Here is a 24,391-nt window from a genome sequence, read left to right as displayed (position 1 = left end):
TGCGGGTCGCGCCGCCTGAGCCAAATCCAGTTGCCGGCCGTACGGCTCCTGCCGCAGGGTGGGCGGATGGACAGGCCGAGCTGTGCGGAGTTGATCGCCGAGGCCGCCGCCGCCCCCGTCGACGGCTGGGGCTTCGGCTGGCTGGACGGGCGGGCCACCGAGGAGCGTCCACCGTGGGGCTACGCCCGCCAGGTGGCCGCGCGGATGGCGACGGTCACGGCCGCGCTGGACATCGACACCGGCGGGGGCGAGGTGCTCGCCGAGCTGCCCCAACCGCCGCCGCTGCTGGTCGCCACCGAGGCGTGGCCACCCAACGTCGCGGTCGCCCGGCGTACGCTGCGACGGGTCGGCGCCCGGGTGGTGCAGGTCGCTCCCGGGTCCCGGCTGCCGTTCCGGGTGGCCGCCTTCGACCTGGTGACCAGCCGGCATCCGGTGGACACCCCGTGGGCGGAGATCGCCCGGGTGCTGCGCCCCGGTGGGCGCTACCTGTCCCAGCAGATCGGTGCCGGCACGATGCGGGAGTTGAGCGAGGCGGTGCTGGGCCCGTTGCCGCCGCCGGCCACCCGGCACACCGCACAGGCGGTGGCCGCTGCCCGGGCCGCCGGCCTGCACGTGACACGGCTGGAACAGGCCACCCTGCGGGCGGTGTTCCACGACGTCGGCGCGGTGGTCTGGTTCCTGCGCAAGGTGGTGTGGACGGTGCCGGACTTCGACGTCGACCGGTACCGGCCGCAGCTCGAACGGCTGCACGCGCACATCCGTGCCGAGGGTGCCTTCGTGGCCCACTCCCGACGCTTCCTGATCGAGGCCGTCAAGCCGACCGCCGGGCCCGCCTGACGGACCTATCGTGATGCGCGGTGGTGCGGCTCACCGGTGCGGCACCGGTCCCGCCGCAGGGGTCATGCCGCGCGGGTGGTGAGCAGGGCGAGCATCTCCGGCAGGTCGAAGAAGCGGGCCGTCTCCACCGCCGACGGGGTTCCGTGGTCGGGGTCGGCTCCGGCGTCGAGCAGGGCGCGTACCGCCTCGGCGTTGCGCCGGAACACCGCCGCGGCGAGCGAGGTCTGCCCCCGGTCGTTGACCCGCGAGTGGTCGGCACCCCGGGCCAACAGGGCGGCGACGGTTTCCGGACGGGCGTGGTAGGCGGCCAGGATGAGCAGCGTGTCACCCTTGTCGTTGGTCAGGTTCACCGGTAGCCCGGCGTCGACGTGGCCACCGAGTTCTGTGGCCTCGCCCGCCCGGGCCAGGTCGAACATCCGGTGGGCGAAGGCCAGCGTCTCGGCGTCGATCTCCTCGGTCATCCGCTCAGCCTAGGTCCCGGTGCCCGGTGCCCGGTGCCCGGTGCCCGGTGACCACCGGTGACGGGAGCCTGCCCGCCCGACGTGTCCCAGTATTCGGTATTACCTACTAAACCTATAGGCTTTACAGTCTAGAGTGTCGGGGGACGCACCACACGGGAGAAGCCATGACCAGCATCCACGCCACCGACCTGCTCACCGTCGCCGCCCGGTACGCCGACCCGACCACCTGGGCGGTGCCGCTACGGTTCGATCGCGCCGAGCGGTGGTACGCCCGGCTCGCCTCGGCCGACGACCACGAGGTCTGGGCGTTGAGCTGGCTGCCCGGCCAGGGCACCGACCTGCACGACCACGGTGGTTCCTCGGGGGCCTTCCTGGTCGTCGGCGGCGAGCTGACCGAGCAGACGGTCTCCGGAGGGCGGTTGCGTCCGCACCGCCTCGCCGCCGGCACCGGTCGCCGGTTCGGTCCCCGACACGTGCACGTGGTGACCAACCGGGGCGACCAGCCGGCGGTCAGCGTGCACGTCTACCTCCCCGCGCTGCGTCACATGACCCGCTACCACCTCGTCGACGGGCGGCTCCGGGTCGCCGAGATCGCCCGCGCCGGCGTCTCCTGGTGACGCTGCCCGCCGTTTCCCCCACCCGTCGGCCCGCCCATGGAAGGACCGCGACGATGCCGCAACACGCCACCCTCACCGAGAGCTGTCCGGCCCCACCACCGGGGTCGCGCGGCATCGACGAGATCCTCGCCGAGGCCCGCGCCCGACTGCGCCGGCTCGACCCCGAACAGGCCCATCTGGCCTGCCGGGGCGGGGCCATCATGGTCGACATCCGGCCGGCGGCCCAGCGGGCCGCCCACGGCACCGTGCCGGGCGCACTGGTGATCGAGCGCAACGTCCTGGAATGGCGGCTCGATCCGCGCTGCCCGGCCCGGCTGCCCGAGGCGGTCGACTACGACCTGCCGGTGCTGGTGATCTGCCAGGAGGGCTACACCTCGTCGCTGGCCGCCGCCGCGTTGCAGGACATCGGCCTGCACCGGGCCACCGACGTGGTGGGCGGCTTCGTCGCCTGGCGGATCGCCGGCCTGCCGACCCTGGGCCCGACGCCGACGCCGACCCACCGCACCCCGTCCTTCGCGCCGCCGGTGACCGCCGGCCGGACGCCGCACTGACCGCCGCGCCCCACCGGGCGTGACGGACGCACCGCCACACAGGAGGCTCCCATGTCCCTCGTCACCCTCACCGCGCGTCCGCACCCGCCGGGCCGTCCCGACCGGGTGATTCCGGGCCGGCCCCGCTCCACGCCCTCGCTGACCATCACCCTCGACCTGGCCGCCGGGCCGCTGACGCCCCGGCTGGCCCGCCTGGTCGACCTGCTCGGCGAGCTGGTCGAGGCGGGGGAGGGGGCGGTCCGGCTGAGCGAGCCGACCGCGCCGCGCCTGCTGTCGTCGCTGCCGGCCCCGCGCCCGCGGCCGGTGGTCGGGGAGCCCGCGCCGACCGACGACCCCCCGGAGACCCTACGGATCTTCGCCGGCACCCGGGTGGTGCGTCAGGGCGACCGGGAGATCCCGCTCACCCGCATCGAGTTCGACCTGCTGCTGTTCCTGGCCGAGCACCCGCACCAGGTTTTCACCCGGCTGCAACTGCTCGCCAACGTCTGGGGGTACGAACACGCCGTCGCCCGTACCGTGGACGTGCACATCCGGCGGCTGCGCGCCAAGCTCGGCGCGGACACCCCCCTGGTGACCACCGTGTACGGGGTGGGCTACCGGCTCGCCGACGAGGCGAGGGTGCGGGTCGACCGGTTCCGCTGACCCTGTCGACCATTCCCCGACGCACCCGGCTCCCTGCGAGCCGGGTGCGTCGCCGCGTGTCGGCCGTGATCCGACCGGCGGGCACCCCCGTACCCGGGCACGTCGACGCTTCTGCTGTAATCATCTGGCTCGTACGCAGAGCGAGGGATCGGCTGCGAACTGTTCGTCAATTGTCACATTCATGCAACGCGGTCGCCCCTTGACCCTCGTCCAGGGGCCGGGAAGCATCGATGCAGCGGCGTCCCGGGCCGTGGGGAGATACCCGGACCAGCCCAAGGAGGACCATGTCGGTCAGCCCCGCATCGTCGCGCGCCGGATGGCATACGTCCCAGCCCTCGGTTCCGGGTCGGCCTCCCGGTGGTCAGCGCCGCCCAGCCAACGCCGCCACCCCGGTGCTCACCGTGACCCTCTCCATCCCGCTGGCCAACGAGGAGTCGCTCACCCCGCCGGCCCGCCGGTTGCTCGAGGCGGCCCGGGAGATGCTGGAACGCGGCGAGTGCACCATCGCCACCACCGGCGTTCCCGCCGAACGGCGACCCGAGCAGGTCCCGGCCGGCCGGTCGGCGGGGCGTCCCCTCGCCGCCACCATTCCGATGCTGCACATCCTGGCCTCCTCCCGCTCGGTGCTGCGCGACGGCGAGCCGCTGCCGCTGACCCGGCTGGAGTTCGACCTGCTGCTGCACCTGGTGGCCCACCCCCGCCGGGTGTTCACCCGGCTGCAACTTCTCAACGCCGTCTGGGGCTACGAACACGCCGGGGTGCGCACGGTGGACGTGCACGTGCGTCGGCTGCGCGGCAAGGTCGGCGTGGACGTCCCGCTGGTCACCACGGTCTACGGGGTGGGCTACCGGCTCGCCGACGACGCCCGGGTCACCGTCGACCGCACCGGCTGAGCCGCCCCGGCCGGGCCGCTGTCGCCGCCCGCACCGCCCCACCGCCCGCCCGCACCGCCCACCGTCGCGTGCAGCCCCGCCGGGCCGCCCCACGGTGCGTGCCGCCGGCCGAATCCGGCGAACGGTCTGAATCGCCCACTGCCGGGGTCACCGTCGGCGAAAATTTTCGGCGCCCCGAGTCCCGTCAACCGGACCGGCGGTCGGGTGCCGCCGGGCCCCGCAGCCGGATCGACGGCAGGCCCGGCGTGGTGAGCCGGTCGTGTCTCCGGGGGGCAGCACTGCCCGGTGCGCGGGCCGCCGGGTCGGTCACCGGCCCACGGGGCACGATGGTCGGATGCGTGTCCGTCCGATCTCACCCGACCGACTCGTCACCGAGCTGACCGAACGGCTCCTCACGGTCGCCCCCGGGCCGACCGCCGACGGGTCCGCGCCGCCGGCCCACCTCCGGGTCGCGGTGGACGGTCCCCCCGCCGCCGCCCCGGACCGGCTCGCCGACGCGCTGATCGACCCGCTGCGTGCCCGGGGACGCCCGGCGCTGCACCTGCGCGCCGGGGACTTCCTGCGGCCCGCCTCCGTCCGCTTCGAGTTCGGCCGGACCAACCCCGACGCCTACTACGAGGGCTGGATCGACGAGGCCGGCCTGCGCCGGGAGGTGCTCGACCCGGCCGGCCCCGGCGGCACCGGGCGGGTGCTGCCCTCACTCTGGGACGCCCGGACCGACCGGGCCAGCCGGGCGGCCTACCAGGAGCTGTCGCCCGGCACGGTACTGCTGGTCAGCGGGGCGCTGCTGCTCGGCGGGGGACTGCCGTTCGACGTCGCCGTGCACCTGGTGCTCTCGCCGGCCGCGTTGGCCCGGCGTACCGACCCGGCGCAGCGGTGGACCCTGCCCGCCTTCGCCCGGTACGCCGACGAGGTAGCCCCGCAGTCCTTCGCCGACGTGGTCCTGCGCGTCGACGACCCCCGGCACCCGGCCTGGGTGCAGCGGGCCGACTGAGGCCCTGCCGTGACGGGTGGAGCCAGCTGGTCGGGACGGTGAGACGGCCCGATCCGCCCGTCGAGACGACGGCGAAACCGGTGGTTTGGCGCGACGGGGCGGTGGGTAATCGCGGGACTCACACGGTACGGATGATCTCACCGTGCCCACCGAGCCCGGAGCGTGCCCTCGGGTCGCGCCGGTCCCAGGAAAGGCAGGCAGCGATGCTCGTCCACGACACCGTCGGTACCGCCCGCACCGCGGCGGAGGCCGACCAGATCCGGGCCTCCCTGCGGGCCCGCTACGACGAGCTGTCCGCGGAGTACGAGCAGGCGGTCGCGCAGAGCCAGGTGCTGCGGCTGGTGGAGGTCGGTGACACCGCCGGCGACGACCAGGCCGACAGCGGCACCAAGACCGCCGAGCGGGACACCGCACAGTCTCTGCTGCGCACCATCCTCGACCGGCGGGCCCAGTTCGAGCACGCCCTGACCCGGCTGGACGAGGGCACCTACGGCTTCTGCGAGGGCTGCACCGCGCCGATCCCCGTGGAGCGGCTGGAGATCTTCCCGTCCGCCACCTCCTGTGTCGGCTGCAAGCAGACCCGGGAGCGGCGGGCCGCCTGAGCCTGCGGCCCACCGCCACCACCGGGCACCGGCCCACGCCGCCCACCGGTCCCGCCGCCGCGTCGACCGGTCGACGCCCCCTGCCCCGCACCGCTGATCGTTTCGCGGAGCCGAGGAGCGGCATCCCCACGGGGAGATGCCGCCAGATCGGCCGCGACGCCCGGTCACCCGCCACCGCGCTTCACCCCGGTCGGGTGAGGACGACTCACCCGACCGACGGGCAACCTCGACGGTACCGGCCGCACCCGCGGCCGGAGTGGACCCGGTCGGGCCGACGGCCCGGATGACCGGGCACGGGTAGCCGAGCACGGGTACGGAGGTGACCGAGATGACGGTGCGGGTGGTGGCGGATCCCCGACGTGGTGCGGTGCTGCACGTCGTCGGCACGGGTGGCGACGACACCCGTCGACCGGAGCGGCCCGGACGGTTCGGCAGCCCGGCCCGGCAGGGGCGGGGCCCGTCGGGGCCGCCCCGACGCGCCGACGACCGGCGTTGGGGCGGCGAACCGAAGGTCGGGGGGTGACCCGATGGCCGAGCAGTTGATGTCGGCGTTCGAGTCCTCGGTGGACAAGACCAACCTGATCCTCAAGGACATCGAGGACGCGTACGGGTGGCCCCGGACGCGACGCAACCAGTCGTACGCGGCGTTGCGCACGGTGCTGCACCTGCTGCGCGACCGGATGACCGTCCAGGAGTGCGCGGAGTTCTCCGCCCAGCTCCCGGTGCTCGTCCGGGGCATCTACTTCGACGGGTGGCGGCCGGAGGACGTGCCGGTGAAACTCAACCGGGACGACTTCCTCTACGAGGTCCGGCAGGGCTTCCCCTACGACGTCGAGGGCGGCCCGGAGCGGGTGGCCCGGGTGGTGCTGGACGCCCTGCGCCGGCACGTCACCCAGGGCGAGTGGCAGGACGTGAAGGCCGGCATGCCCCGTGACCTGCAACGGTTGATTCCCTGACCCGACCGGCCCCGGACCGGCGAGCCCGCGCGGCCCGGGGCCGGCGATCGGTCCCGCGCGTCGGACGGGCCGTCTACGGTGTGGTTAGAGAAGATCGTGTGGGGGGTACCACCCGCGTACGACAGACCCCGCCCTGCGGCGGGGCGGCACACCCGAGGGAGCACCCATGGCACTGAACGACGACGACATGCAGACCACCAGCGGCGGCGGCCTGGAGGGTCCGGCCGACGGTGGCGCGACCCCGGGTCAGCACGACGGTGGTGCGGACGGCAGCGCGGAGGGTCCGGCCGACGGCGGGGCGACCCCGGGTCAGCACGACGGTGGTGCGGACGGCAGCGCGGAGGGTCCGGCCGACGGTGGCGCGACCCCGGGTCAGCATGACGGTGGTGCGGACGGCAGCGCGGAGGGTCCGGCCGACGGTGGCGCGACCCCGGGTCAGCACGACGGTGGCGCCGACGGCAGCGCCCGCTGACCGACACCCATGACGACCATCGACCCGCCGGGCGGCCACGGCCGCCCGGCGGTCCCGTCGGCCGCGACGCGGGCGCTCCAGCGCTGCGTCAGCGTCGAACCGGCCAAGTTCGCCGCCGCCCACTGGGGCCGCGCGCCACTGCTGTCGCGGGCCGCCGAACTGCCCAACCCCGACGGTTTCACCGACCTGCTCAGCCCGGCCGACGCCGACGAACTGCTCAGCCGGCGCGGGCTGCGTACCCCGTTCCTGCGGGTGGCCCGCGACGGCCAGTTGGTGCCGGCGGCCCGGTTCACCGGCGGCGGCGGCGCGGGCGCGGAGATCGGCGACCAGGTCCTCGACGAGCGGGTCCTGGAGCTGTACGCCGGCGGCGCGACCCTGGTGTTGCAGGGGCTGCACCGGCTCTGGCCCGCCCTGATCGACTTCGCCCGTGACCTGGGCACCGCCCTGACCCAGCCGTTGCAGGTCAACGCCTACCTCACCCCACCGGGCAACCAGGGTTTCGCCACCCACTACGACACCCACGACGTGTTCGTGCTCCAGGTCGACGGCCGCAAGCACTGGCGGATCCACCCGCCGGTGCTGATCGACCCGCTGGAGAAGCAGCCCTGGGGCGGCCGGGCCGACGAGGTGTCCGCCACCGCCGACGGGCCGGCGGCGCTGGACGTGGTCCTCGAACCGGGCGACGCCCTCTATCTGCCGCGCGGCTGGCTGCACAGCGCCCAGGCACAGGAGACCAGCTCGCTGCACCTGACCGTCGGCATCCGCGCGTTGACCCGGTACGCCCTGGTCGAGGAGCTGCTGGCGCTGGCCGCCGAGGACCCCCGGCTGCGGGCCGGGCTGCCGTTCGGCACCGACGTGGCCGACCCGGACGCCATCGAGCCGGAGCTGACCGAGACGGTGGAGGCGCTGCGCGACTGGCTGCTGCGGGCAGACCCGGCTGCGGTGGCCGCCCGGCTGCGGGGTCGGGCCTGGCCAGCCGCCCGCCCGGCGCCGATCCGGCCGTTGGCACAGGCCGCCGCGCTCACCGCGCTGACCGCCGACAGCCGGATCGCCCCGCGCCCGGGCCTGCGCTGGCAGCTCACCCCGACCGCCGACGCCCGGGTGGCGCTGCGGTTGGTGGACCGCACCGTCACCCTGCCCGACCAGTGCGGGCCGGCGCTGCACGCCCTGCTCGGCTCCACCGGGCTACGGGTGGGCGACCTGCCCGGCCTGGACGACGACGCCGACCGGCTGGTGCTGGCCCGCCGGCTGCTGCGCGAGGCGGTCGCCGTGCCGGCGTGAGCCACCCTGACCGTCCCGGGTACCGCCCGGGGCGGTCAGCGGGCCGACACCAGCAGCAGCACCGTGGTCAGCACCCCGGTGACCAACACGATCGCCAGCGGGCGGGGGCCGAGCAGGGCGTGCCGGCGGTCCGCCAACCGTTTCGCCGGCGCCAGCCCGGCAACCGGGCCGAGCAACGTCACCACCAGCGCCAGCACCGGCATGCCCACCGCCAGGTCACCGCCGTGACGCTCGCCCACCGCGCGGGCGACGGCCCCCAGGGCGTACGCGACGACCGCGCCGGCCACCCCGCAGAGGGCGAGCAGCGGGTTCACCGACCCCGGCAGCTCACCGCGCTGGCCGGCCCGGTCCAGCAGCTCGCGGACCCCGCGCAGCAGCGGCACCGGGTCACCGGAGACGTCCCGGGCCGGCCCCGGCGGGTCGCCGGGCCGTCGGGTGCCCAGCCGGGACCGCAACTCGGCCCAGAGGTGCCCCACCTCGGCGTCGACCCGCTCCAGCATCGACCGGGCGTCGACGACCTCCTGCTCGGCGTCGCGGAGCTGGGCGGTGGCCTGCGCGACGGCCCGCTCGGCGGCGGCGCACTGCTGGTCGTGCCAGGCCTGCGCCTCGGCCCGCTGGGCGGCCACCCGGCCGGTCAGCTCGGCGAGCCGGCGCACGTGCGCGGCGTAGGTGTCACTGGCGACCGGTTCGTTCATCGGGACGGACCATAAGGGATGATCACCTGTCCGGTGCGGTGCACCGCCCGGTCGAAGAAGAGCCCCCGCCACGGACGCGGGTACCAGTCCGGCCCCCCGGAACCCGGGTAGAGCGCCGAGCCCAGCTCGCCGCCCTGCACGTCCAGGGCCACCCAGGCGCCGATCTGGTCGGTGCGGGCGGCCGGCCCGCCCAGGTCGGCCCGCATCCGGGCCACCCCGCGCCACCAGGCCAGCACGTGGGTACGCCGCTCCGGCCCGTCGTGCAGGATGCGACGCAGCCGGTCCAGGCCGGTCGATCCGGGCGAACCCGTCGCCAACGCCCCGGCCGCCGCGTCGACGGCGAACAGCAACAGGTAGTGCGGGGTGCCCGAGGTGCCGGGGCGGGTCAGCGCGGTGGCCGTCTCGGCCATCAGTTCGGCGACGGTCTCGTCGTCGTACCAGGCGGCGTCGTCGGCGAGGTCCTCGTAGAGGGCGCGGGCCGCCGGGTCGGCGTCCGGGTCGAGGCAGGCGATGGAGAACCGGGCGGTGCCGGGGCGGTGCTGCCGGGCCAGCGACCGGGCGGCGGCGTCGAGCACCGCGCACGCCTCGTCGACCCGGGTGCCGAGGACCGCGAGGTTACGGCCGGGCGCCCGGGGCAGCCGTAGCGCCGCCGACCGGGCCTGCACGTCGATGATCTCCCCGAGCACCGCGACCGGGCCGCGCGGGGCGGTGTCGCCCGGCGGCGGGGCGAGGGCCCGGAAGTCGGGGGCTTCGGTGAGGCGGGGGATGGCGTCACCGTCGAAGAGCCGGGCCGGGGCGGCGTCGGCGGGTCGCATCCGCCACAGCCGGTGCTGCAACTCGCTCCACGTCTCCCAGTCGCTGGCCGACGGGATGCGGGCCACCTCGTTGCCCTCGGTCAGGCCCGACTCGGCGTTGACCACCGCGTGGTAGCGGGGCAGCGCCTGCGCGGCGTCGTTGCGTTCGGCCAGGATGCGCAGCGCCTTGGGCAGTGCGATGCGCAGGGTGAACTGGGCGACCAGCGCGGGCCGGCCCCACAGCGCCTCGATGCCCCGCACGTCCTGCGAGGCGAGCACCAGGTGGATGCCCTGCGAGCGGCCCCGTCGGGCGAGGTCCTCCAGCAGGTCCGCGGCCTCCCGGGCGACCACGTCCCGGCCGGCGAGCAGCGCCTGGAACTCGTCGACCACCGCGACGATCCGGGGCCAGTGCCCGGCCGGGTCCACCGCCCGTAGCTCGGACAGCTTGGTGACCTCGTGTTTCTTGGCCGCGTCGGCCCGTCGGCGCAGCTCCTCGGCGAGGAACCGCAGCAGCGCCAGGCCGAACTCCCGGTCGGTGTTGACGTTGATGCCGACCAGCCGCATGTGCGGTAGCCAACTCGGGTCGCGCCGGCCCTGGGCGAACCGGGCGAAGGACACCCCCTCCTTGAAGTCGAGCAGGTAGAACTCCAGCTCGGCGGGGGAGTAGCGGGCGGCGAGCGCGCCGATCCAGGCGAAGATGAGGTTGGTCTTGCCGGTGCCCGACGGCCCGCCGATCAGCGCGTGCGGGGGATAGTCGCCGAGGGTCAGCAGCACCGGCCGGCCGTGTGGTCCCTCGCCGATCGGGGCGGTCAGCCCGTGCGCCGAGTCCTCCTTCCACATCTGCTCCGGTGGGGGCAGCAGGTCGGTGAAGGGGGTCGGCGGCGGGCCGGCGTTGACCCGGGCGGCGATCTCGCGGCAGGTCTCGGTGACCAGGGTGGCCGGCGGGGGCGGGTCGAGGCGTACCGGGGGGCCGGGCGGGGTGCCGATCCGGGTGCCGTCCGCGCCGGTGCGGATCCGGGTCAGGCCGGGGTCGTCGGGCAGCTCGATGCCGCGTACCACCAGGTGCACCCCGCAGGCCGCGCCGGTGCGGACCACCCGGTCGAGCTGGCCGCGCTCGTGCCGGGACAGCTCGTCGCCGCCGAGCAGCACCGCGACCCGCCACGGCTCGGGCCGCCGGCCGGTGGCCGCGGCCAGGGCCCGCAGCGAGCCGTACTCACCGGCCAGCACCGTCTCGTTGATCCGGCGGATCTGCTCGACCAGGTCGTCGAGGAGCCGGGCCAGCCCGCCCGGTCCGACGAAGGTCAGCAGCCCGGCGGTGCCCAGCGGGGCGAAGCCGGCGAGCCCGCCGCCGAGGTGTTCGGGGTCGTACCCGTAGAGCCGGACCGTGCCCGGGTCGGTCCGGCCGACACCGCGCAGCAGCAGCGCCGACACCACCGCCTCGGCACCCTCCCGGTCGTCGCCGTCCAGCTGCACGTGACCGGCGTCGAGCAGCGGCACCAGCGCCGGGACCGGTTCGGCGTCGGCGACCCGCAGGGTGCCGACCCGCAGCGGTCCGGGGCTCTCGCCGCGACCGGCCGGGGTGACCTGCCATTGGGACCAGGGGGCGCTGGCCGCGCCGGGGGCCTCCCGGCGGGCCGCCTCGGCGGCCCGGTGGGCGAGTTCGGCGAGCCGCGCGGCGTGCCGCCTGTCGATCTCGGCCAGCCGCCTGTCACGTTCGACGCCCACCTTTTCCGGGACTCCGGCGGCGGCCCGCCGGACCCGGGCGAGCCGGTCCCGGGCGGCGGCCAGCTCCGACTCGGCCGTGGCGACCCGGGTACGGGTGACGCCGAGCGCCTCGGAGAGCATTCCGCGTACCCGCGTCGCCAGTTGGGCCCGCAGATCAGCCACGGGGTCCACCGTCCGCCCACGGGCTCCTCGGGCGCGGCGGGGCCGACCCGGTGGGCGGCGGCGGTGGCGTCGGCTCGGGCCGACGCTGCGGGGCCGGTTCGGGACGGCGCGGCGCACGGGGCCCGGGGTGCCGGTCGGCGGGCGGTCGGGGCGACGACCGGTCGGCCTCCGGTGCCCGCCGTGGCGTCGGTTCCCGCTGCGGGTCGCGTTCCTCGCGGGGCAGGTCACGGCCGAGCCGGGCCAGCAGTACGCCGGTCAGCACCCCGGCGGTGACGGCCGAGTCTGCGGCGTGCGGCTGCTCCTGCCCGTCCTCGCCCCTGCGTGGCGGGGGCATCCGGCAGACCCGGGTGAGCAGGGTGTGCAGCACCGGCGGCGGCAGGCCGGGCAGCAGGTCGCGGACCCGGCCGTCCAGTTCCCGGCGCAGCCGGGGCAGGTCGTCGGCGCGGGGCGGGTGCCCGAGCAGTTCCCCGGCGAGGTCGCGCAGCAGCGGCGGGGCGATCGCGGCCAGCCCGAGGCCGACGTCGGCGTGCGCGGCGCGCAGCTCCCGGTGCAGCCGGTCCCGGTCGCCGGAGCGGATGCCGGCGACGACCCGGTGCAGCAGTTCCCGGGAGTCGGCGACCCGCTCGTCCGGCTGTTCGGGCGGGCCCTCCCGGCCGCCGGTCAGCTCGGCCACCCGGACCGCCCACCAGCGCTTGACGGTGGGATCCTCGTCGGCGGCCGGTGCCGGGGCGGCCGGCGGCGCGGTGGTGTCGCCGCGGGGCCCGTCGTGGCGGGGCGCGGGGCCGTCGGCGCGGGCCGGGGGCGGGCCGTCGGGGGCCAGCCCGATGGCGGCCAGGTAGCCGGAGAGCTGTTCCTGGGCGACCCGCAGGGCGTGCCCGGCCGACTCGGCGTGTTCGGTGGCGGCGGCGAGTTCCGGCACCCCCATCGGGTTCGCCGACTCCTGGCGTACCCAGCGCAGCCGTTCGGTGGCCTGGCCGAACTTCTCCAGGGCCAGGGCGAGCTGGGCCAGGGGGAACTCCTCGGCGGCGGCCCGCACCTGGGCTCCGACGTCCTCGACGATCGACACGACGCCCCGCTACAGCGACGACACGTAGAGCTGCGCCTGTTCCACCGCGACGAGCGTCGCGGCGAGACATTCCTCCAGCTCCTGGCCGGCCTGGGTGAGGGAGGCCTGGGCGGCCTCGACGGTTTCGTGCCCGCTGCCCTCCAGCGCCCCGGCGAGGGTCTGCTGCGCCTCGGCGAGCTTCTCCCCGGCGGCCTGGACGGCGCTCTGCCCGTCACCGATCTGTTGGAGGGCGATGTCGATCGCGGCCTTCAGCTCGGCGACGCTCGCCACGGGTGACCTCCTGGGGGCGGGGAGATCTCCATTACAACGTATACCCGACGGGGAGAGAACATCCGCCCTGGCGGTGTTGCGGCCCCGTTGTCCGGTTACCGCCCTGACGTGCGGGAAGCCGCCGACCCGGTCCCGGTAGCGGGACACCGAATCCCGTCGACGGGACCGCTGCGACGGGCTGCCGCACCACCCGCCCGCGCCGCGCACGGACGTCAGGAGGGCAGCCAGCGTGGGCCGTACACCTCGGCGCCCAGCTCGCCCACCCGGCCGCGCAGCTCCCGGTCCGCGGTGACCACCAGCCGCCGCCGGTCCGCCGACTCGCGGACCAGTTCGACGATGGTGTCGTCCCCGGAACCGGGAGCCGCGACGGTGCGTACCCCGGCCACGCCCGGCACGTCGCGGGCCGCACCCTCCACCACCAGCACCACCTCGACGGGCGCCGGCAGCTCCGGGGGTACGCCGGTGTCGGCCACCGGGACCAGCCGGTCGCGTAACCGGGCCGCCGCACCGGCCCGGTCGTGCCACCAGCCGTCCGGCCGGGACCCGACCACGTTCGCACCGTCGACGATCAGCAGCGGATGGGTGTCCATGCCCCCACCCTGCCACCTGTCGGCGTTTGTCGGGGCGACCGTCGGGTAGCCACCGGCGATCGTGTCGCGCCTGCGTGCCGCCCTCGGCGGCCCGGCCGCGCCCGAGGAGCGGAGGACAGACATGATGGGACCCGGTGACTTCGGCTCCGACCCGTGGGACGAGTTCCTGGCCCGGTACTTCGGTCGGGGTGAGGGCGGACGCCGGCCGGCCCATCGGGTCGACATCACCCGGCTGATGACCGCCGACGCCCGGGAGATGCTGGCCGACGCCGCCCGGCGGGCCGCCCAGAAGCACAGCACCGACCTGGACACCGACCACCTGCTCTGGGCGGCGTTGCAGCGCGAGCCGCTGCGTGACCTGGTACGCCGGGCCGGTGCCGACCCGGACACCCTGGTCAACGCGCTCGGCGGCCGGGCCGACGGCGCCCCGCGCGGCGAGGTGCCACCCAACCTCTCCCTCACCCCGGCGGCGAAGCGGGCGTTGCTCGACGCCCACCAGCTCTCCCGGGCGATGGGGGCGAACTACATCGGTCCCGAGCACATCCTGATGGCGCTGCCGCTCAACCCCGAGTCGCCCGCCGGTCGGATGCTCGCCGCCGGCCGGATCCAGCCCGAGTCGTTGCAGGCGGCCGGGGCCGAACGCGGGGCGACGGCCGGCCCGAAACCGGACCGGGGCACACCCACCCTCGACCAGTACGGCCAGGACCTCACCGACCTGGCCCGCAACGACCAGATCGACCCGGTGATCGGCCGGGCCGACGAGATCGAACAGGCGGTCGAGATCCTGTCCCGGCGGACCAAGAACAACCCGGTGCTCATCGGCGAGGCCGGCGTCGGCAAGACCGCCATCGTGGAGGGCCTGGCCGAGCGGATCTGCGACGGTGACGTGCCGCAGACCCTGCTGGGCAAGCGGGTCGTCCAACTCGACCTGGCCGGCCTGGTCGCCGGCACCCGCTACCGGGGCGACTTCGAGGAGCGGCTCAAGAAGGTGATCGACGAGATCCGGACCCACCGCGACGAGCTGATCATCTTCCTGGACGAGATCCACACCCTGGTCGGCGCGGGCGGTGCCGGCAGCGAGGGCGGCATGGACGCGTCCAACATGCTCAAACCGGCCCTGGCCCGGGGTGAGCTGCGGGTGATCGGGGCGACCACGCTGGACGAGTACCGGCGCAGCATCGAGAAGGACGCCGCCCTGGCCCGCCGGTTCCAGCCGGTGCTGGTGCCCGAGCCCGGCGTCGAGGACACCGTGGCCATCCTGCGTGGCCTGCGGGACCGCTACGAGGCCCACCACCAGGTCCGCTTCACCGACGAGGCGCTGGTCGCCGCCGCCGAACTGTCCGACCGGTACGTCACCGACCGGTTCCTGCCGGACAAGGCGATCGACCTGATCGACCAGGCCGGCGCGCGGGTCCGGCTGCGCACCCGCACCCCCGCCTCCGACGTGCGGGAGCTGGAACAGCAACTGGAGGACGTCCGCCGGGACAAGGAACAGGCGGTCGCCGACGAGCAGTACGAGAAGGCGTCCGCGCTGCGCGACCGGCTCGCCGAGTTGGAAGCGCAGATCGGGCGGGCCCGGGGTGACGGCGGGGACACCCAGGTGCCCTCGGTCGGTACCACCGAGATCGCCGAGGTGGTCTCCCGGTCCACCGGCATCCCGGTCAGTCAGCTCACCGAGGAGGAACGCGACCGGCTGCTGCGCCTGGAGGGACACCTGCACCAGAAGGTGGTCGGCCAGGACGACGCGGTCAGCGCGATCGCCGAGGCGGTCCGCCGCTCCCGCACCGGACTGGCCGACCCGAACCGGCCGATGGGCAGCTTCCTGTTCCTCGGCCCGACCGGCGTGGGCAAGACCGAACTGGCCCGCGCCCTGGCCGAGGCGCTGTTCGGCGAGGCCGACCGGATGGTGCGGGTGGACATGAGCGAGTTCCAGGAACGGCACACGGTGGCCCGGCTGGTCGGTGCGCCGCCCGGCTACGTCGGCTACGAGGAGGCCGGCCAGCTCACCGAGGCGGTCCGTCGCCGCCCGTACGCGGTGGTGCTGCTCGACGAGATCGAGAAGGCCCACCCGGACGTGTTCAACATCCTGCTCCAGGTCCTCGACGACGGCCGGCTCACCGACAGCCAGGGCCGTACGGTGAACTTCAAGAACACCGTGCTGATCATGACGAGCAACCTGGGCTCGGAGCTGATCACCGGCGCCCAGCGGACGGTCGGGTTCGGCGTCGGCGCGCAGGGCGAGCAGCAGGAGGCCGACGAGCTGCGGGAGCGGCTGATGCGCCGGCTCCAGGAGAACTTCCGCCCGGAGTTCCTCAACCGGATCGACGAGACGATCATCTTCCAGCGGCTGGAGGCCGAGCAGCTGCGCCAGATCACCGGGCTGCTGCTGGAGGAGACCCGCCGCCGGCTGCACGCCCAGGACATCCAGGTCGACGTCACCCCGGCCGGCACCGACTGGCTGGCCGAGCACGGCTACCAGCCGGAGTTCGGGGCCCGCCCGCTGCGCCGGGTGATCCAGCGGGAGGTGGACAACCGGCTGTCCCGGATGCTGCTGGAGAACCAGCTCTCCCCGGGGCAGAAGGTAACCGTCGACGCGCGGGACGGACAGCTCACCTTCGACGTGTCCGCCGGCGATCGCGACTACGCGCCCGCCACCACCTCGCATCCCCGATGACCGGAGGGCGGAGATGACCGAACCCGAGCAGGCGCAGGAGTACGCCGAGCAGACCGCACCCATCCTCGCGCCCCCGACGGCGAACCCGGCCCGGATCCAGGTGCCGCCGGAGGGCCCGGGGCAGTGGACCGACGACGGCGACCCGGCACCACCCGGGCCACCGGAAGAGGAGGCGTGATGGCACGCGAACAGCGACTGGACGCCGAGGTCGAGCTGATCTGGGAGGACTTCCACGCCGAGGTGAACGTCCCTTCCGAACAGCTACGGCAGTGGCTGCTGACCCGGGGGTCGGGCGAGGAGGCGTTCGGCCCGGATCCGGACCTCGACCTGCCCGAGCCCGGCCGGCAGATCCTGGCGGTGCTGCGCAAGCGCAAGGTCGACCTCACCCCGGCCGACGTCGCGGTGATGCGGGCGGCGATCGACCGGATCCGGTCGTTGGTGGACGAGAAGCCCGGCGACGGTAACGCCGACGACGAGTGGCGGCACGCCCTGCTCGACCTGGGCCACGACGTCCTCGTCGAACGCTGACCCGCCGACCGGACCCGGACCAGGGCCGGCATGGCGCGGGCACCCGGGACGTGCGTCCCGGGTGCCCGACGCGTCGGTGCGGCTACTCGGACTCCAGGCTGGGCAGCCGCAGGCCGGCGGCGTCGGCGGCGTCCTGCCGCTCGGTGCGGGTCTGCTCCTCCCGGGTGAGCAGCGTCGCGTACTCGGTGATGTCGGCCGGGTCGGGCACCTCGGGCAGCCGGCGTAGGAACGTCTCGACGTCGCGGGCGGCGGCGGTGTGCGCGCTGGCCGCCCGACGCAGCAACTCCCGCTGGTCGGCGGCCGGATAGAGATCGGTCATGCAGGGCTGATACCCGCCGTCACGCCGTTCGCACCCGCGGGGCGGGGCGGGCCGTGCCGGTGTCCCGGGCCCCGAACTCGGGATGCCGCAGCAGCCAGGCCAGGTAGTCCGGGTGCGCGGCCAGCGAGTCGGTGTACGCGGCGACCGCGTCGTCCAGCACCGCCTCGGCGACCCGGGCCGCCGGGGACTCCGGGTGCCAGCCGAGCAGCAGCCGCCAACGCAGCGGGGTACCGGCCAGCCGCCGGGTCACCAGGCCGGCGACGGGACGGAAGGTGGCCTGGCACAACGCCACGGCCTCCCCGGCGTCGACCAGGTCCATGCAGCCGCGCACGTCGGTCTCGTACACCTTGCGGGGGGTGAACCCGGCGCGGGCGCAGGCGGCGGCGAAGCAGTCGCCGAAGCAGCCGTCGCCCGGCGCGGCCACCCACTGCTCGTGGCGCAGGTCGGCCAGGCCGACCTCGTCGCGGTCGGCCAACGGGTGGGCGGACGGCAGCAGCACCAGCACCGGATCGACCGCCACCTCCCGCCAGGCCAGACCGAACTCCGCCGGTGGGGCGGCGTCGCCGCACACGCCGGTCAGCGCGAAGTCCAGCCGGCCACCGGCGACCAGCGCGGCCAGCTCGTCGGCGGACCACGACGCGTACGTGGTGATCTGCGCGTGCGGCTGCTCGGCGGCGAGCCGGTGCACCAGCCGGCCCAGGATCGGGCTGTTCACCCCGCCGAACCGGTACCGGCCGAGGGCGTCGTCGGCCCCCGCCAGCCGGGCCGCCTCGTCCTGCAGGCCCTTCATCGCCGGCAGCAGCACCCGGGCCCGGGAGAGCACCAACTCACCCAGCGCGGTCGGCCGGGCACCCCGCCTGTCGCGTTCGAACAGCGGACCGCCCAACGCCCGCTCGATGCGCTGAAGCTGGGCGGTCAGGGCCGGCTGGGCCAGGCCGAGGGTGGACGCGGCCTTCGTCACGCTGCCCGTCTCGGCGATAGCGCAGACCACCCGGAGGTGACGCAGCTCCAGATTCATATGGTGACGGTATGGCCACACGTCGATAGACGGAAGGGGCCGGACCGAACCGGGCCGGTGAACCTGGCGGATCGGGATCGGTCGATCACTCTCGCGGACGACGGTTCAGGTCGGCCAACTGGGTGCGCCGGCCGGTCACCGCGTCGCGCAGCTTGTCCACCACCCCGACGGCCGGTTCGACGATCCGGTTCCACGGCGGGGTGGCCGGGGTGCCCGGATGCGGCCGGGTCGGCGCCGCCTCCTCGGCGATCTCCCACCGGTTGCCCAGCCGGATCAGCTCCGCGTCGGAGGCCACCTCGCGCAACGGGGTGATCAGCTCGGCCACCGCGGCGACGTGCCGACGCACCCGGGCGGCGACGTCGGCGAGCGTCGGGTCGTCCGGCCCGCGCAGGGCCTTCAGCGCGGTCTGCAGCGCCGCGTCCGCCGCGATCTCCCGCTCCACCCGGGCGGTGGCGTCGGGCAGCGCCGCGCGGACCGTGGGCAGCAGGTACTGCTCCTCGGCCGACAGGTGCCGCGACACCACGGCGGTGAGCACCTGGAGCACCTCCCGCCGCCGGGCGGGCGCCACCGTGGCGTCGGTGACCTCGTCGACCAGGGCGAGCAGCTGCCGGTGTTCGGTGTCGGCGAGGTCGGCCATGCTCCGCCCACCCGGACGGTAGGCGTCGTCGGCGGACGGCGGCAGCGGCGGCAGGGGAACGGCGGACATGACGTCCTCCTCGGCGGGGCCGGCGCGGGTCGCCGGCCGGTGCGACGGGCGGAACGGGGACGCCAGCGCCGGTACCCGTACCCGGTGATCGGCAAACCGGGGCGGCGTTCGCGCCGCGTACGGCCCGGCCGGCGGGTGGTCCGGGGTGGCCGCCGCCGCGGCGGTCGGGCCGTTCGCGGTCGGGCCGTTCGCGGTCGGGCCGGCGACTGGTAGAAAGAGGCGATGACGAGCGATGCCGCCCCCGCCGCGCCCGACCCCACCGCCGAGGTCGTCGACCTCTGCCGTGACCTGCTGCGCATCGACACCACCAACACCGGCGACAACGACACCAGCGCGGGCGAGCGCCGGGCCGCCGAGTACGTCGCGGAGAAGCTCGCCGAGGTCGGCGTGACCGCCGAGATCCACGAGTCCGCGCCGGGCCGGGCCAACCTGATCGCCCGGATCCCCGGCACGGACCCGGGCCGCGACGCCCTGCTCGTGCACGGTCACCTGGACGTGGTGCCCGCCGACGCCGCCGAGTGGTCGGTGCACCCGTTCTCCGGGGAGGTCCGCGACGGCTACCTGTGGGGCCGGGGCGCGATCGACATGAAGGACTTCGACGCGATGGTGCTGGCGGTGGTGCGGCACTGGCAGCGCACCGGCGTCCGTCCGCCGCGCGACATCGTGCTGGCCTACACCGCCGACGAGGAGGCGGGCAGCGACTACGGCGCGCACTTCCTCGTCCAGCAGCACCGGGACCTCTTCGACGGCTGCACCGAGGCGGTCGGTGAGGTCGGCGGCTTCTCCTACTCGATCAGCGACGCCCAGCGGCTCTACCTGATCGAGACGGCCGAGAAGGGGCTGGACTGGATGCGGCTGCACGCCAGGGGCCGTCCCGGGCACGGCTCGTTCGTCCACGACGACAACGCGGTCACCGCGCTGGCCGAGGCGGTGGCCCGGATCGGGCGGCACCGGTTCCCGCTCACCGTCACACCGACCGTCCGGGCGTTCCTGACCGAGCTGTCCGACGTGCTCGGCGTCGAGCTGGACCCGGACGACCCGGAGACCGCCATCGCCAAGCTCGGCCCGATCGCCAACATCATCGGCGCGACCGTCCGCAGCACCGCCAACCCGACCCGGCTGGCCGCCGGCTACAAGGACAACGTCATTCCCGGCCGGGCCACCGCCACCATCGACTGCCGCAGCCTGCCCGGCCAGTCCGAGCTGCTGGAACGGCAGCTGCGTGAGCTGGTCGGCCCGGACATCGAGATCGAGTACATCCAGCGCCAGCCCGCCCTGGAGACGACCTTCGACGGCGACCTGGTCGACGCGATGTCGGCGGCGTTGCGGGCCGAGGACCCGGGGGCCCGTCCCGTGCCGTACATGCTCTCCGGCGGCACCGACGCCAAGGCGTTCGCGCAGCTCGGCATGCGGTGCTTCGGTTTCGCCCCGCTGCGGCTGCCGGCCGACCTCAACTTCTCGGCGTTGTTCCACGGCATCGACGAGCGGGTGCCGGTGGACGGACTACAGTTCGGCGTGCGGGTGCTCGACCGGTTCCTCCGCAACTGCTGACCGGACCGGTGCCGCACCTCCCCCCATGTCTCGAAGGGACAGCCTCATGACCGACCAGCACGGTGAGCTGGACGCCGCCCTGGAACGCGTGATCGACGCGGCCCGTGCCCACCTGACGGCCGTGCGGGCCGCGCAGGGTCGGATCGACGACGACGACGTGTGGCAGGCGTACGTGGCGTTGAACAACGCCTCCTTCGCCTACGACGAGCAGCTGCTCGACGCGTTCGGCGAGGTCACGCCCTGGGACGTCGAGTCCATCGACCCGGACGAGGCCGACGAGCGGTTCGGCGGGGCGGCCGGGGACGCCGAGGCGACCGACCCGCACCCGCAGGTCATCTCGGTACGCCAGCGCCGCGACTACCGGGTGCCGAGCGTCTCGGCGCTGCTGCGGGTCGCCGAGGTGGCCCGCCGCGAGGGCACCCCGGAGGACGACGAGCCGGCGCCGGTCGAGGGGGTCGGCGAGGCGGTGCTGGAGCTGCTGCAGAGCGGCGACGGTTCGCTGTCCGCCCTGGACGTGCCGGAGCTGGAGCCGCTGGACGGGGTGGTGATGGTCAGCGAGGTCGGCACCCCGGTCGACCTGGAGTCGTTCGACGACGACGACCCGGTGGGCCCGTTCACCCCGGCCGCCGACGACCGGCTGGTGGGCCGGCTCGACGAGCACCCGTTCCTCGACGAGGACGACCACGACCACGCCGGGCACCGGCACTAGGCGGCGGCCGGGGCCGCTGGCCGGCACCACCGGGGTCGCCCGGTGCGGGCCGGCCGGCGGCCCCGGGCCACCCGGGCGACGGTCGGTGCCGCCGCCGGGTCAGTAGGACAGGCCCGGTTGGGGCTGGTTGACCCGGCGGCGGCGCAACACCACCTTGCGGGTGCCGTCCCGGAACAGCTGCACCCGGGCCAGCTCCCACCCGGAGAACTCCGCCTGGATCGCCAGCTGCGCCGCGGCGGTCAACCTGTCGACATTCGGCGGCAACCGCAGCGGCGCGTATTCGTAGTCCATGGCACCTATGCTGCCCAGCCCGGCGGCCCCGCGCCACCCTTTGGCCGGTGCGCCGCGCCACCCGCCACCGCCGGTCAGACCGCCGCGCAGTCGGTCGCCCCGTGCTGCCAGGAGTGGTCGTAGCGGCCGGCGAGCCGTTGCACGAACTCCTCGACCGCCCGCTCGTCGAGGGAGTCCAGCCGGTCCAGCCGCTGCCAGGCGGTCAACCCGATGCCGTGGCCCAGCGCCGGGTAGGGGGCGACCACCACGTCCCGGGGATGGCGGCGGCCGATCCGCTCCAGCTTCTCGACGTCGCCGGGCGGCACGTCCGGGGCGTACTGCACCAGCACGTGCCCGTGTTCCAGGGCGTGCACCTGGAGTTCCTCGGGCACCGCGTCGCGGTAGACGCCGGGCACGACGACCCGGGGGGAGTGCGGGCCCGACGTGGGCGGCAACGTCCGGTACGGCTCGTGCGGCGCCCCCTCGTACGCGATGTGCCGGTCGCCCTCGAACGGTTGCGCCGTGCCGGGCAGCCGGTCGCAGGGCAGCGCGGTGTCCCCGCCCACCAGACCGACCAGCACCCCCACGCCCAGGCTGGACATGGTCGCCACACTGAGTACGGTGACCACCACACTGACCACCGGGCCGAGCCATCTGCGGTTCACGTGGCCAACTTTCCGGCGCGGTAACGATTACGGACGACCACCCCGAGCGGAAGCAGCACGTTCAGCGAGGCAAATGCGGCCAATGCAATTCCCTCCCACCAGTAGGCGCTGCCGAACGGTGTTCCGATCAGCACCCCGGCGGCCCACCCGAGTGTCACTTTCGCCCCCGGTAGCAGAAAATGGATGGCGAACCAGACCATCCAGATGACCCCGGCGACATACAACAACCGGTACCAGCGGGACACCCGCAGATCCCGGGCGTGCGCGTCGCGCAGCACGGCACGTTCGGCCGGGGTCAACCGGCGGACCCATTTCTTGAGGCTGAGCCGGGTCACCTCGTGCAGGTTGCGGCAGCCGGTCGCCGTGGCCATCACCAGGTACATGTCGGTACGCAGGTAGGCCAGCGTCTGGAAGGCCAGCTTTACGGCCTGGCTGAACACCACCATGGCGAGGAACCGCACCATTCCCGGCGGCAGCTCCAACCAGCCCCGTGACCAGGCGAAACGTGGTGCGACAGCGGCGAACAGCAGGATCCCGTCGATGGCCATGCCGGCGAGGAAGGGGCCGTAGCGGCGTTCCGGCGGCAGCGCCCAGAGCCCGGTCAGGTCGGTCTCCAGCACCGGGAAGATCCCCCGGCGTTCCAGCCGCAGTTGCGACCGGATGCCGACGGCCGCCCCGGCGAACGCGTGCCACGCCTCGTGCACCACCGTGAGCAGGGCCACCGTGACGTTGGTGATCAGCAGGCTGAGCACCACGTCCGGGAAGATGAAGGTGTCCTCGTAGGTCGGCAGCAGGGACGGTTCGGCGACGAACATCGCCAGCGTGGCGACCAGCGCGCCGACGTACACCGTCCAGGCCACCCGGCCGAACAGCGGCCGGACCAGCCGGGCCGGGATGCGGGACACCGACCAGGGGCGGGCCTGCGCCGGCGGCGGACCGTCGTCGGACTGCGGCCGGATGATGCCCGCCTCGACGAGCACCTCGACGAAGTCCAGCGCGTCGACCGGTTCACCGGTCTCGCGTTCCACCTCGTCGGCGGCCTCGGCGATGCTCCGGCCGGCCGCGAGCAGCGCGACCAGCCGCGCCCCCACCTCGGGCACCACCACGAAGTTCCCGCTGGCCAGGTCGCCGACGACGTACTCGTCGTCCTCCTCCTGGCGGACCACCAGGTGCGCCACCGCGGGGCGGCTGTCCAACCCGAGCACGGTCACCGTTCCTCCTGGAACCAGCCGCAGGTGTCGCACTTCGCGCCGGGCCGGGGCTCGACCACGTAGTGGTAGGTCAGGTCGGTCAGGCTCAGATGGAACATCCGGCCCCGGGTGGTCGTCGGGATGCCGGCGAGGTGGTAGACGACGTCGAGGGCGGCCAGGTGCCCGGTGAGGTTGGCGGTCGGGGCGATCACCGCGTGCCCGGTGAACGGGAACAACTCCTCCGGCTCGCTGCCGTACTCCTCCCGCAGCCGGTCGGTGACGCTCGGCAGGCACGCCTCGCAGCAGGTCTGACCGGGCACGAACAGTCCGATCACCGCCATCGGGCCGGCGTACTGGGCGAGCATCCACGCCGTGCCGGTGGCCAGGGCGGCCCGGTTGGTCCACTCCCGGATGGCGTGCCGGGGCTGGTCGGCGCAGAGCACCAGCAGGTCGTGGTCGCGCATCAACGCCGCCACGTCCGCCGTCGAGTCGACCCGGGCCTCCTCGCCGGTGACCGTGACGTGGGAGTTCATCCGGCGCAGCCGGGCCACCGCGGTGTCCACCTTGGCGGCGCCGATGTCGTCCTCGGTGTAGAGCAGTTGCCGGGTCAGGTTGCCCGCCTCGACCACGTCGAAGTCGACGCAGTGCACCGTGCCGACCCCGGCGGCCACCAGGGAGGCGGCCACCGCCGACCCGGAGCCGCCGAGCCCCAGCACGACGACCCGGCCCGCCTTGAGCCGGGCCTGCACTTCGTAGCGGGAGGTGCGCGGGGTCAGGTCCACCCACGCGTGGTACGTCAACGCCCGGTCGTACCGGTCGACCTCGGCGGGGCTCAGCTCGGGCGGGGGCGGCGCGGCGGCGTCCTCGACGTACCCGGCGTCGATGATCGTCTGCATCGCGTCGGCCGCGTCCTCGGCGGCCATCTCCGGGCGTACGGCGAGCAGCGCGGCGACGATCTCCGCCCGGGTCCGGGTGCCGTCCATCAGGCGCAGCAACTCCCAGAGGCTGCCGTCCTCGTCGTCGATCTCCGCGCCGATCCCCAGCTGCCGACCGCCGATGTTGATCAGGGTCGGGTGGAGCCGTACCGGCTTGTGGATGCCCTTGATCCGGGGCCGCTGCATCGGGCGAAGACCTCCTGGGGAATGGCCGGCCG

General features: G+C 74.7%; 29 protein-coding genes. 16 read left to right on the top strand and 13 right to left on the bottom strand.

Annotated features, from left to right (window positions below):
• Nucleotides 1-66: 66 nt before the first annotated feature.
• Complete coding sequence (locus ACN260_RS15925; protein WP_422751859.1) at nucleotides 67-837, top strand: class I SAM-dependent methyltransferase; 771 nt, start codon at nucleotides 67-69, stop codon at nucleotides 835-837.
• 62 nt (nucleotides 838-899) lie between these two features.
• Here ACN260_RS15925 and ACN260_RS15920 read toward each other — a convergent pair whose 3' ends face one another.
• Entirely contained in the window at nucleotides 900-1,298 is a 399-nt protein-coding gene (locus ACN260_RS15920) for an ankyrin repeat domain-containing protein (RefSeq protein ID WP_422751858.1), read from the bottom strand.
• A gap of 164 nt (nucleotides 1,299-1,462) precedes the next feature.
• On the opposite strand from ACN260_RS15920, the gene ACN260_RS15915 reads away from it, so the two are divergent.
• The 10 genes from ACN260_RS15915 (at nucleotide 1,463) to ACN260_RS15870 (ending at nucleotide 8,306) form a co-directional block, all read left to right on the top strand.
• The gene (locus ACN260_RS15915; RefSeq protein ID WP_422751857.1) at nucleotides 1,463-1,915 is read left to right on the top strand and encodes a cysteine dioxygenase; all 453 of its coding nucleotides are present in this window, start codon (nucleotides 1,463-1,465) and stop codon (nucleotides 1,913-1,915) included.
• 53 nt (nucleotides 1,916-1,968) lie between these two features.
• Nucleotides 1,969-2,466, top strand: a complete 498-nt coding sequence (locus ACN260_RS15910) for a rhodanese-like domain-containing protein (RefSeq protein WP_422751856.1) — start codon at nucleotides 1,969-1,971, stop codon at nucleotides 2,464-2,466.
• A 51-nt stretch (nucleotides 2,467-2,517) separates the two neighbouring features.
• A complete protein-coding gene (locus tag ACN260_RS15905) occupies nucleotides 2,518-3,108 on the top strand; it encodes a winged helix-turn-helix domain-containing protein (RefSeq protein WP_422751855.1) in 591 nt (196 codons plus the stop codon).
• A 284-nt stretch (nucleotides 3,109-3,392) separates the two neighbouring features.
• Nucleotides 3,393-4,001: a winged helix-turn-helix domain-containing protein gene (locus ACN260_RS15900; protein ID WP_422751854.1), complete on the top strand. Its 609-nt coding sequence runs from the start codon at nucleotides 3,393-3,395 to the stop codon at nucleotides 3,999-4,001.
• Between the two features lie 334 nt (nucleotides 4,002-4,335).
• Nucleotides 4,336-4,995: a uridine kinase gene (locus ACN260_RS15895; RefSeq protein WP_422751853.1), complete on the top strand. Its 660-nt coding sequence runs from the start codon at nucleotides 4,336-4,338 to the stop codon at nucleotides 4,993-4,995.
• Between the two features lie 203 nt (nucleotides 4,996-5,198).
• A complete protein-coding gene (locus ACN260_RS15890) occupies nucleotides 5,199-5,597 on the top strand; it encodes a TraR/DksA family transcriptional regulator (protein ID WP_422751852.1) in 399 nt (132 codons plus the stop codon).
• A 328-nt stretch (nucleotides 5,598-5,925) separates the two neighbouring features.
• The gene (locus ACN260_RS15885) at nucleotides 5,926-6,120 is read left to right on the top strand and encodes a hypothetical protein (protein ID WP_422756731.1); all 195 of its coding nucleotides are present in this window, start codon (nucleotides 5,926-5,928) and stop codon (nucleotides 6,118-6,120) included.
• A gap of 4 nt (nucleotides 6,121-6,124) precedes the next feature.
• Nucleotides 6,125-6,553: a DUF2267 domain-containing protein gene (locus ACN260_RS15880; protein WP_088647440.1), complete on the top strand. Its 429-nt coding sequence runs from the start codon at nucleotides 6,125-6,127 to the stop codon at nucleotides 6,551-6,553.
• Between the two features lie 166 nt (nucleotides 6,554-6,719).
• Nucleotides 6,720-7,025: a hypothetical protein gene (locus ACN260_RS15875; RefSeq protein WP_145920322.1), complete on the top strand. Its 306-nt coding sequence runs from the start codon at nucleotides 6,720-6,722 to the stop codon at nucleotides 7,023-7,025.
• A gap of 9 nt (nucleotides 7,026-7,034) precedes the next feature.
• Nucleotides 7,035-8,306, top strand: a complete 1,272-nt coding sequence (locus tag ACN260_RS15870; protein ID WP_422751851.1) for a cupin domain-containing protein — start codon at nucleotides 7,035-7,037, stop codon at nucleotides 8,304-8,306.
• 35 nt (nucleotides 8,307-8,341) lie between these two features.
• On the opposite strand, the gene ACN260_RS15865 is transcribed toward ACN260_RS15870, so the two are convergent.
• From ACN260_RS15865 to ACN260_RS15845, 5 genes are all read right to left on the bottom strand, one after another.
• On the bottom strand, nucleotides 8,342-9,001 hold the full coding sequence (locus ACN260_RS15865; protein WP_422751850.1) for a hypothetical protein: 660 nt from the start codon (nucleotides 8,999-9,001) through the stop codon (nucleotides 8,342-8,344).
• Nucleotides 8,998-11,682, bottom strand: coding sequence for an FtsK/SpoIIIE domain-containing protein (locus ACN260_RS15860; RefSeq protein ID WP_422751849.1), 2,685 nt, complete (start codon nucleotides 11,680-11,682; stop codon nucleotides 8,998-9,000). Before ACN260_RS15860 ends, ACN260_RS15865 begins: the two co-directional genes overlap by 4 nt.
• On the bottom strand, nucleotides 11,675-12,748 hold the full coding sequence (locus tag ACN260_RS15855) for a hypothetical protein (RefSeq protein WP_422751848.1): 1,074 nt from the start codon (nucleotides 12,746-12,748) through the stop codon (nucleotides 11,675-11,677). The genes ACN260_RS15860 and ACN260_RS15855 overlap by 8 nt, the downstream gene beginning before the upstream one ends.
• Before the next feature lie 9 nt (nucleotides 12,749-12,757).
• On the bottom strand, nucleotides 12,758-13,018 hold the full coding sequence (locus ACN260_RS15850) for a hypothetical protein (RefSeq protein ID WP_088646224.1): 261 nt from the start codon (nucleotides 13,016-13,018) through the stop codon (nucleotides 12,758-12,760).
• Between the two features lie 212 nt (nucleotides 13,019-13,230).
• Nucleotides 13,231-13,608, bottom strand: a complete 378-nt coding sequence (locus ACN260_RS15845) for a hypothetical protein (RefSeq protein WP_422751847.1) — start codon at nucleotides 13,606-13,608, stop codon at nucleotides 13,231-13,233.
• 121 nt (nucleotides 13,609-13,729) lie between these two features.
• On the opposite strand from ACN260_RS15845, the gene ACN260_RS15840 reads away from it, so the two are divergent.
• The 3 genes from ACN260_RS15840 to ACN260_RS15830 are packed head-to-tail and all read left to right on the top strand — an operon-like array spanning nucleotide 13,730 to nucleotide 16,810.
• Nucleotides 13,730-16,282 carry an ATP-dependent Clp protease ATP-binding subunit gene (locus ACN260_RS15840; protein ID WP_422751846.1) on the top strand — a complete coding sequence of 851 codons (2,553 nt, stop codon included), beginning with the start codon at nucleotides 13,730-13,732 and terminating at the stop codon, nucleotides 16,280-16,282.
• A 13-nt stretch (nucleotides 16,283-16,295) separates the two neighbouring features.
• The gene (locus ACN260_RS15835) at nucleotides 16,296-16,460 is read left to right on the top strand and encodes a hypothetical protein (RefSeq protein ID WP_422751845.1); all 165 of its coding nucleotides are present in this window, start codon (nucleotides 16,296-16,298) and stop codon (nucleotides 16,458-16,460) included.
• Nucleotides 16,460-16,810: a DUF3140 domain-containing protein gene (locus ACN260_RS15830; RefSeq protein WP_422751844.1), complete on the top strand. Its 351-nt coding sequence runs from the start codon at nucleotides 16,460-16,462 to the stop codon at nucleotides 16,808-16,810. Before ACN260_RS15835 ends, ACN260_RS15830 begins: the two co-directional genes overlap by 1 nt.
• Before the next feature lie 82 nt (nucleotides 16,811-16,892).
• Here ACN260_RS15830 and ACN260_RS15825 read toward each other — a convergent pair whose 3' ends face one another.
• From ACN260_RS15825 to ACN260_RS15815, 3 genes are all read right to left on the bottom strand, one after another.
• Nucleotides 16,893-17,129 (bottom strand): hypothetical protein, encoded by a 237-nt coding sequence (locus tag ACN260_RS15825; RefSeq protein ID WP_363654313.1) that lies wholly within the window; start codon nucleotides 17,127-17,129, stop codon nucleotides 16,893-16,895.
• A gap of 19 nt (nucleotides 17,130-17,148) precedes the next feature.
• Nucleotides 17,149-18,147: a LysR family transcriptional regulator gene (locus ACN260_RS15820; protein ID WP_422751843.1), complete on the bottom strand. Its 999-nt coding sequence runs from the start codon at nucleotides 18,145-18,147 to the stop codon at nucleotides 17,149-17,151.
• An 85-nt stretch (nucleotides 18,148-18,232) separates the two neighbouring features.
• Nucleotides 18,233-18,853, bottom strand: coding sequence for a hemerythrin domain-containing protein (locus ACN260_RS15815; RefSeq protein ID WP_422751842.1), 621 nt, complete (start codon nucleotides 18,851-18,853; stop codon nucleotides 18,233-18,235).
• 222 nt (nucleotides 18,854-19,075) lie between these two features.
• On the opposite strand from ACN260_RS15815, the gene ACN260_RS15810 reads away from it, so the two are divergent.
• Together ACN260_RS15810 and ACN260_RS15805 are read left to right on the top strand one after the other, a co-directional pair.
• Complete coding sequence (locus tag ACN260_RS15810; protein WP_422751841.1) at nucleotides 19,076-20,404, top strand: M20/M25/M40 family metallo-hydrolase; 1,329 nt, start codon at nucleotides 19,076-19,078, stop codon at nucleotides 20,402-20,404.
• A 46-nt stretch (nucleotides 20,405-20,450) separates the two neighbouring features.
• Nucleotides 20,451-21,113, top strand: coding sequence for a hypothetical protein (locus tag ACN260_RS15805; protein WP_422751840.1), 663 nt, complete (start codon nucleotides 20,451-20,453; stop codon nucleotides 21,111-21,113).
• A 99-nt stretch (nucleotides 21,114-21,212) separates the two neighbouring features.
• On the opposite strand, the gene ACN260_RS15800 is transcribed toward ACN260_RS15805, so the two are convergent.
• The 4 genes from ACN260_RS15800 to ACN260_RS15785 all read right to left on the bottom strand — a co-directional run bounded on the left by ACN260_RS15800 (nucleotide 21,213) and on the right by ACN260_RS15785 (nucleotide 24,359).
• A complete protein-coding gene (locus ACN260_RS15800; protein WP_088646215.1) occupies nucleotides 21,213-21,404 on the bottom strand; it encodes a DUF5703 family protein in 192 nt (63 codons plus the stop codon).
• 74 nt (nucleotides 21,405-21,478) lie between these two features.
• On the bottom strand, nucleotides 21,479-22,048 hold the full coding sequence (locus tag ACN260_RS15795; RefSeq protein ID WP_422751839.1) for a DUF3105 domain-containing protein: 570 nt from the start codon (nucleotides 22,046-22,048) through the stop codon (nucleotides 21,479-21,481).
• Nucleotides 22,045-23,259: a PqqD family protein gene (locus ACN260_RS15790; RefSeq protein WP_422751838.1), complete on the bottom strand. Its 1,215-nt coding sequence runs from the start codon at nucleotides 23,257-23,259 to the stop codon at nucleotides 22,045-22,047. The genes ACN260_RS15795 and ACN260_RS15790 overlap by 4 nt, the downstream gene beginning before the upstream one ends.
• Entirely contained in the window at nucleotides 23,256-24,359 is a 1,104-nt protein-coding gene (locus tag ACN260_RS15785; RefSeq protein WP_422751837.1) for a HesA/MoeB/ThiF family protein, read from the bottom strand. Before ACN260_RS15785 ends, ACN260_RS15790 begins: the two co-directional genes overlap by 4 nt.
• Between the last annotated feature and the right edge of the window lie 32 nt (nucleotides 24,360-24,391).

This window comes from Micromonospora sp. WMMD708 (genome assembly GCF_049315245.1).
GTDB lineage: Bacteria > Actinomycetota > Actinomycetes > Mycobacteriales > Micromonosporaceae > Micromonospora > Micromonospora wenchangensis.
This window is presented reverse-complemented; position numbering and strand designations above follow the sequence as displayed.

Coding starts and splice junctions, on each gene's coding strand:
- ACN260_RS15925 (WP_422751859.1), top strand. CDS start 67: ATGGACAGGCCGAGCTGTGCGGAGTTGATCGCCGAGGCCGCCGCCGCC.
- ACN260_RS15920 (WP_422751858.1), bottom strand. CDS start 1,298: ATGACCGAGGAGATCGACGCCGAGACGCTGGCCTTCGCCCACCGGATG.
- ACN260_RS15915 (WP_422751857.1), top strand. CDS start 1,463: ATGACCAGCATCCACGCCACCGACCTGCTCACCGTCGCCGCCCGGTAC.
- ACN260_RS15910 (WP_422751856.1), top strand. CDS start 1,969: ATGCCGCAACACGCCACCCTCACCGAGAGCTGTCCGGCCCCACCACCG.
- ACN260_RS15905 (WP_422751855.1), top strand. CDS start 2,518: ATGTCCCTCGTCACCCTCACCGCGCGTCCGCACCCGCCGGGCCGTCCC.
- ACN260_RS15900 (WP_422751854.1), top strand. CDS start 3,393: ATGTCGGTCAGCCCCGCATCGTCGCGCGCCGGATGGCATACGTCCCAG.
- ACN260_RS15895 (WP_422751853.1), top strand. CDS start 4,336: ATGCGTGTCCGTCCGATCTCACCCGACCGACTCGTCACCGAGCTGACC.
- ACN260_RS15890 (WP_422751852.1), top strand. CDS start 5,199: ATGCTCGTCCACGACACCGTCGGTACCGCCCGCACCGCGGCGGAGGCC.
- ACN260_RS15885 (WP_422756731.1), top strand. CDS start 5,926: ATGACGGTGCGGGTGGTGGCGGATCCCCGACGTGGTGCGGTGCTGCAC.
- ACN260_RS15880 (WP_088647440.1), top strand. CDS start 6,125: ATGGCCGAGCAGTTGATGTCGGCGTTCGAGTCCTCGGTGGACAAGACC.
- ACN260_RS15875 (WP_145920322.1), top strand. CDS start 6,720: ATGGCACTGAACGACGACGACATGCAGACCACCAGCGGCGGCGGCCTG.
- ACN260_RS15870 (WP_422751851.1), top strand. CDS start 7,035: ATGACGACCATCGACCCGCCGGGCGGCCACGGCCGCCCGGCGGTCCCG.
- ACN260_RS15865 (WP_422751850.1), bottom strand. CDS start 9,001: ATGAACGAACCGGTCGCCAGTGACACCTACGCCGCGCACGTGCGCCGG.
- ACN260_RS15845 (WP_422751847.1), bottom strand. CDS start 13,608: ATGGACACCCATCCGCTGCTGATCGTCGACGGTGCGAACGTGGTCGGG.
- ACN260_RS15840 (WP_422751846.1), top strand. CDS start 13,730: ATGATGGGACCCGGTGACTTCGGCTCCGACCCGTGGGACGAGTTCCTG.
- ACN260_RS15835 (WP_422751845.1), top strand. CDS start 16,296: ATGACCGAACCCGAGCAGGCGCAGGAGTACGCCGAGCAGACCGCACCC.
- ACN260_RS15830 (WP_422751844.1), top strand. CDS start 16,460: ATGGCACGCGAACAGCGACTGGACGCCGAGGTCGAGCTGATCTGGGAG.
- ACN260_RS15825 (WP_363654313.1), bottom strand. CDS start 17,129: ATGACCGATCTCTATCCGGCCGCCGACCAGCGGGAGTTGCTGCGTCGG.
- ACN260_RS15820 (WP_422751843.1), bottom strand. CDS start 18,147: ATGAATCTGGAGCTGCGTCACCTCCGGGTGGTCTGCGCTATCGCCGAG.
- ACN260_RS15815 (WP_422751842.1), bottom strand. CDS start 18,853: ATGTCCGCCGTTCCCCTGCCGCCGCTGCCGCCGTCCGCCGACGACGCC.
- ACN260_RS15810 (WP_422751841.1), top strand. CDS start 19,076: ATGACGAGCGATGCCGCCCCCGCCGCGCCCGACCCCACCGCCGAGGTC.
- ACN260_RS15805 (WP_422751840.1), top strand. CDS start 20,451: ATGACCGACCAGCACGGTGAGCTGGACGCCGCCCTGGAACGCGTGATC.
- ACN260_RS15800 (WP_088646215.1), bottom strand. CDS start 21,404: ATGGACTACGAATACGCGCCGCTGCGGTTGCCGCCGAATGTCGACAGG.
- ACN260_RS15785 (WP_422751837.1), bottom strand. CDS start 24,359: ATGCAGCGGCCCCGGATCAAGGGCATCCACAAGCCGGTACGGCTCCAC.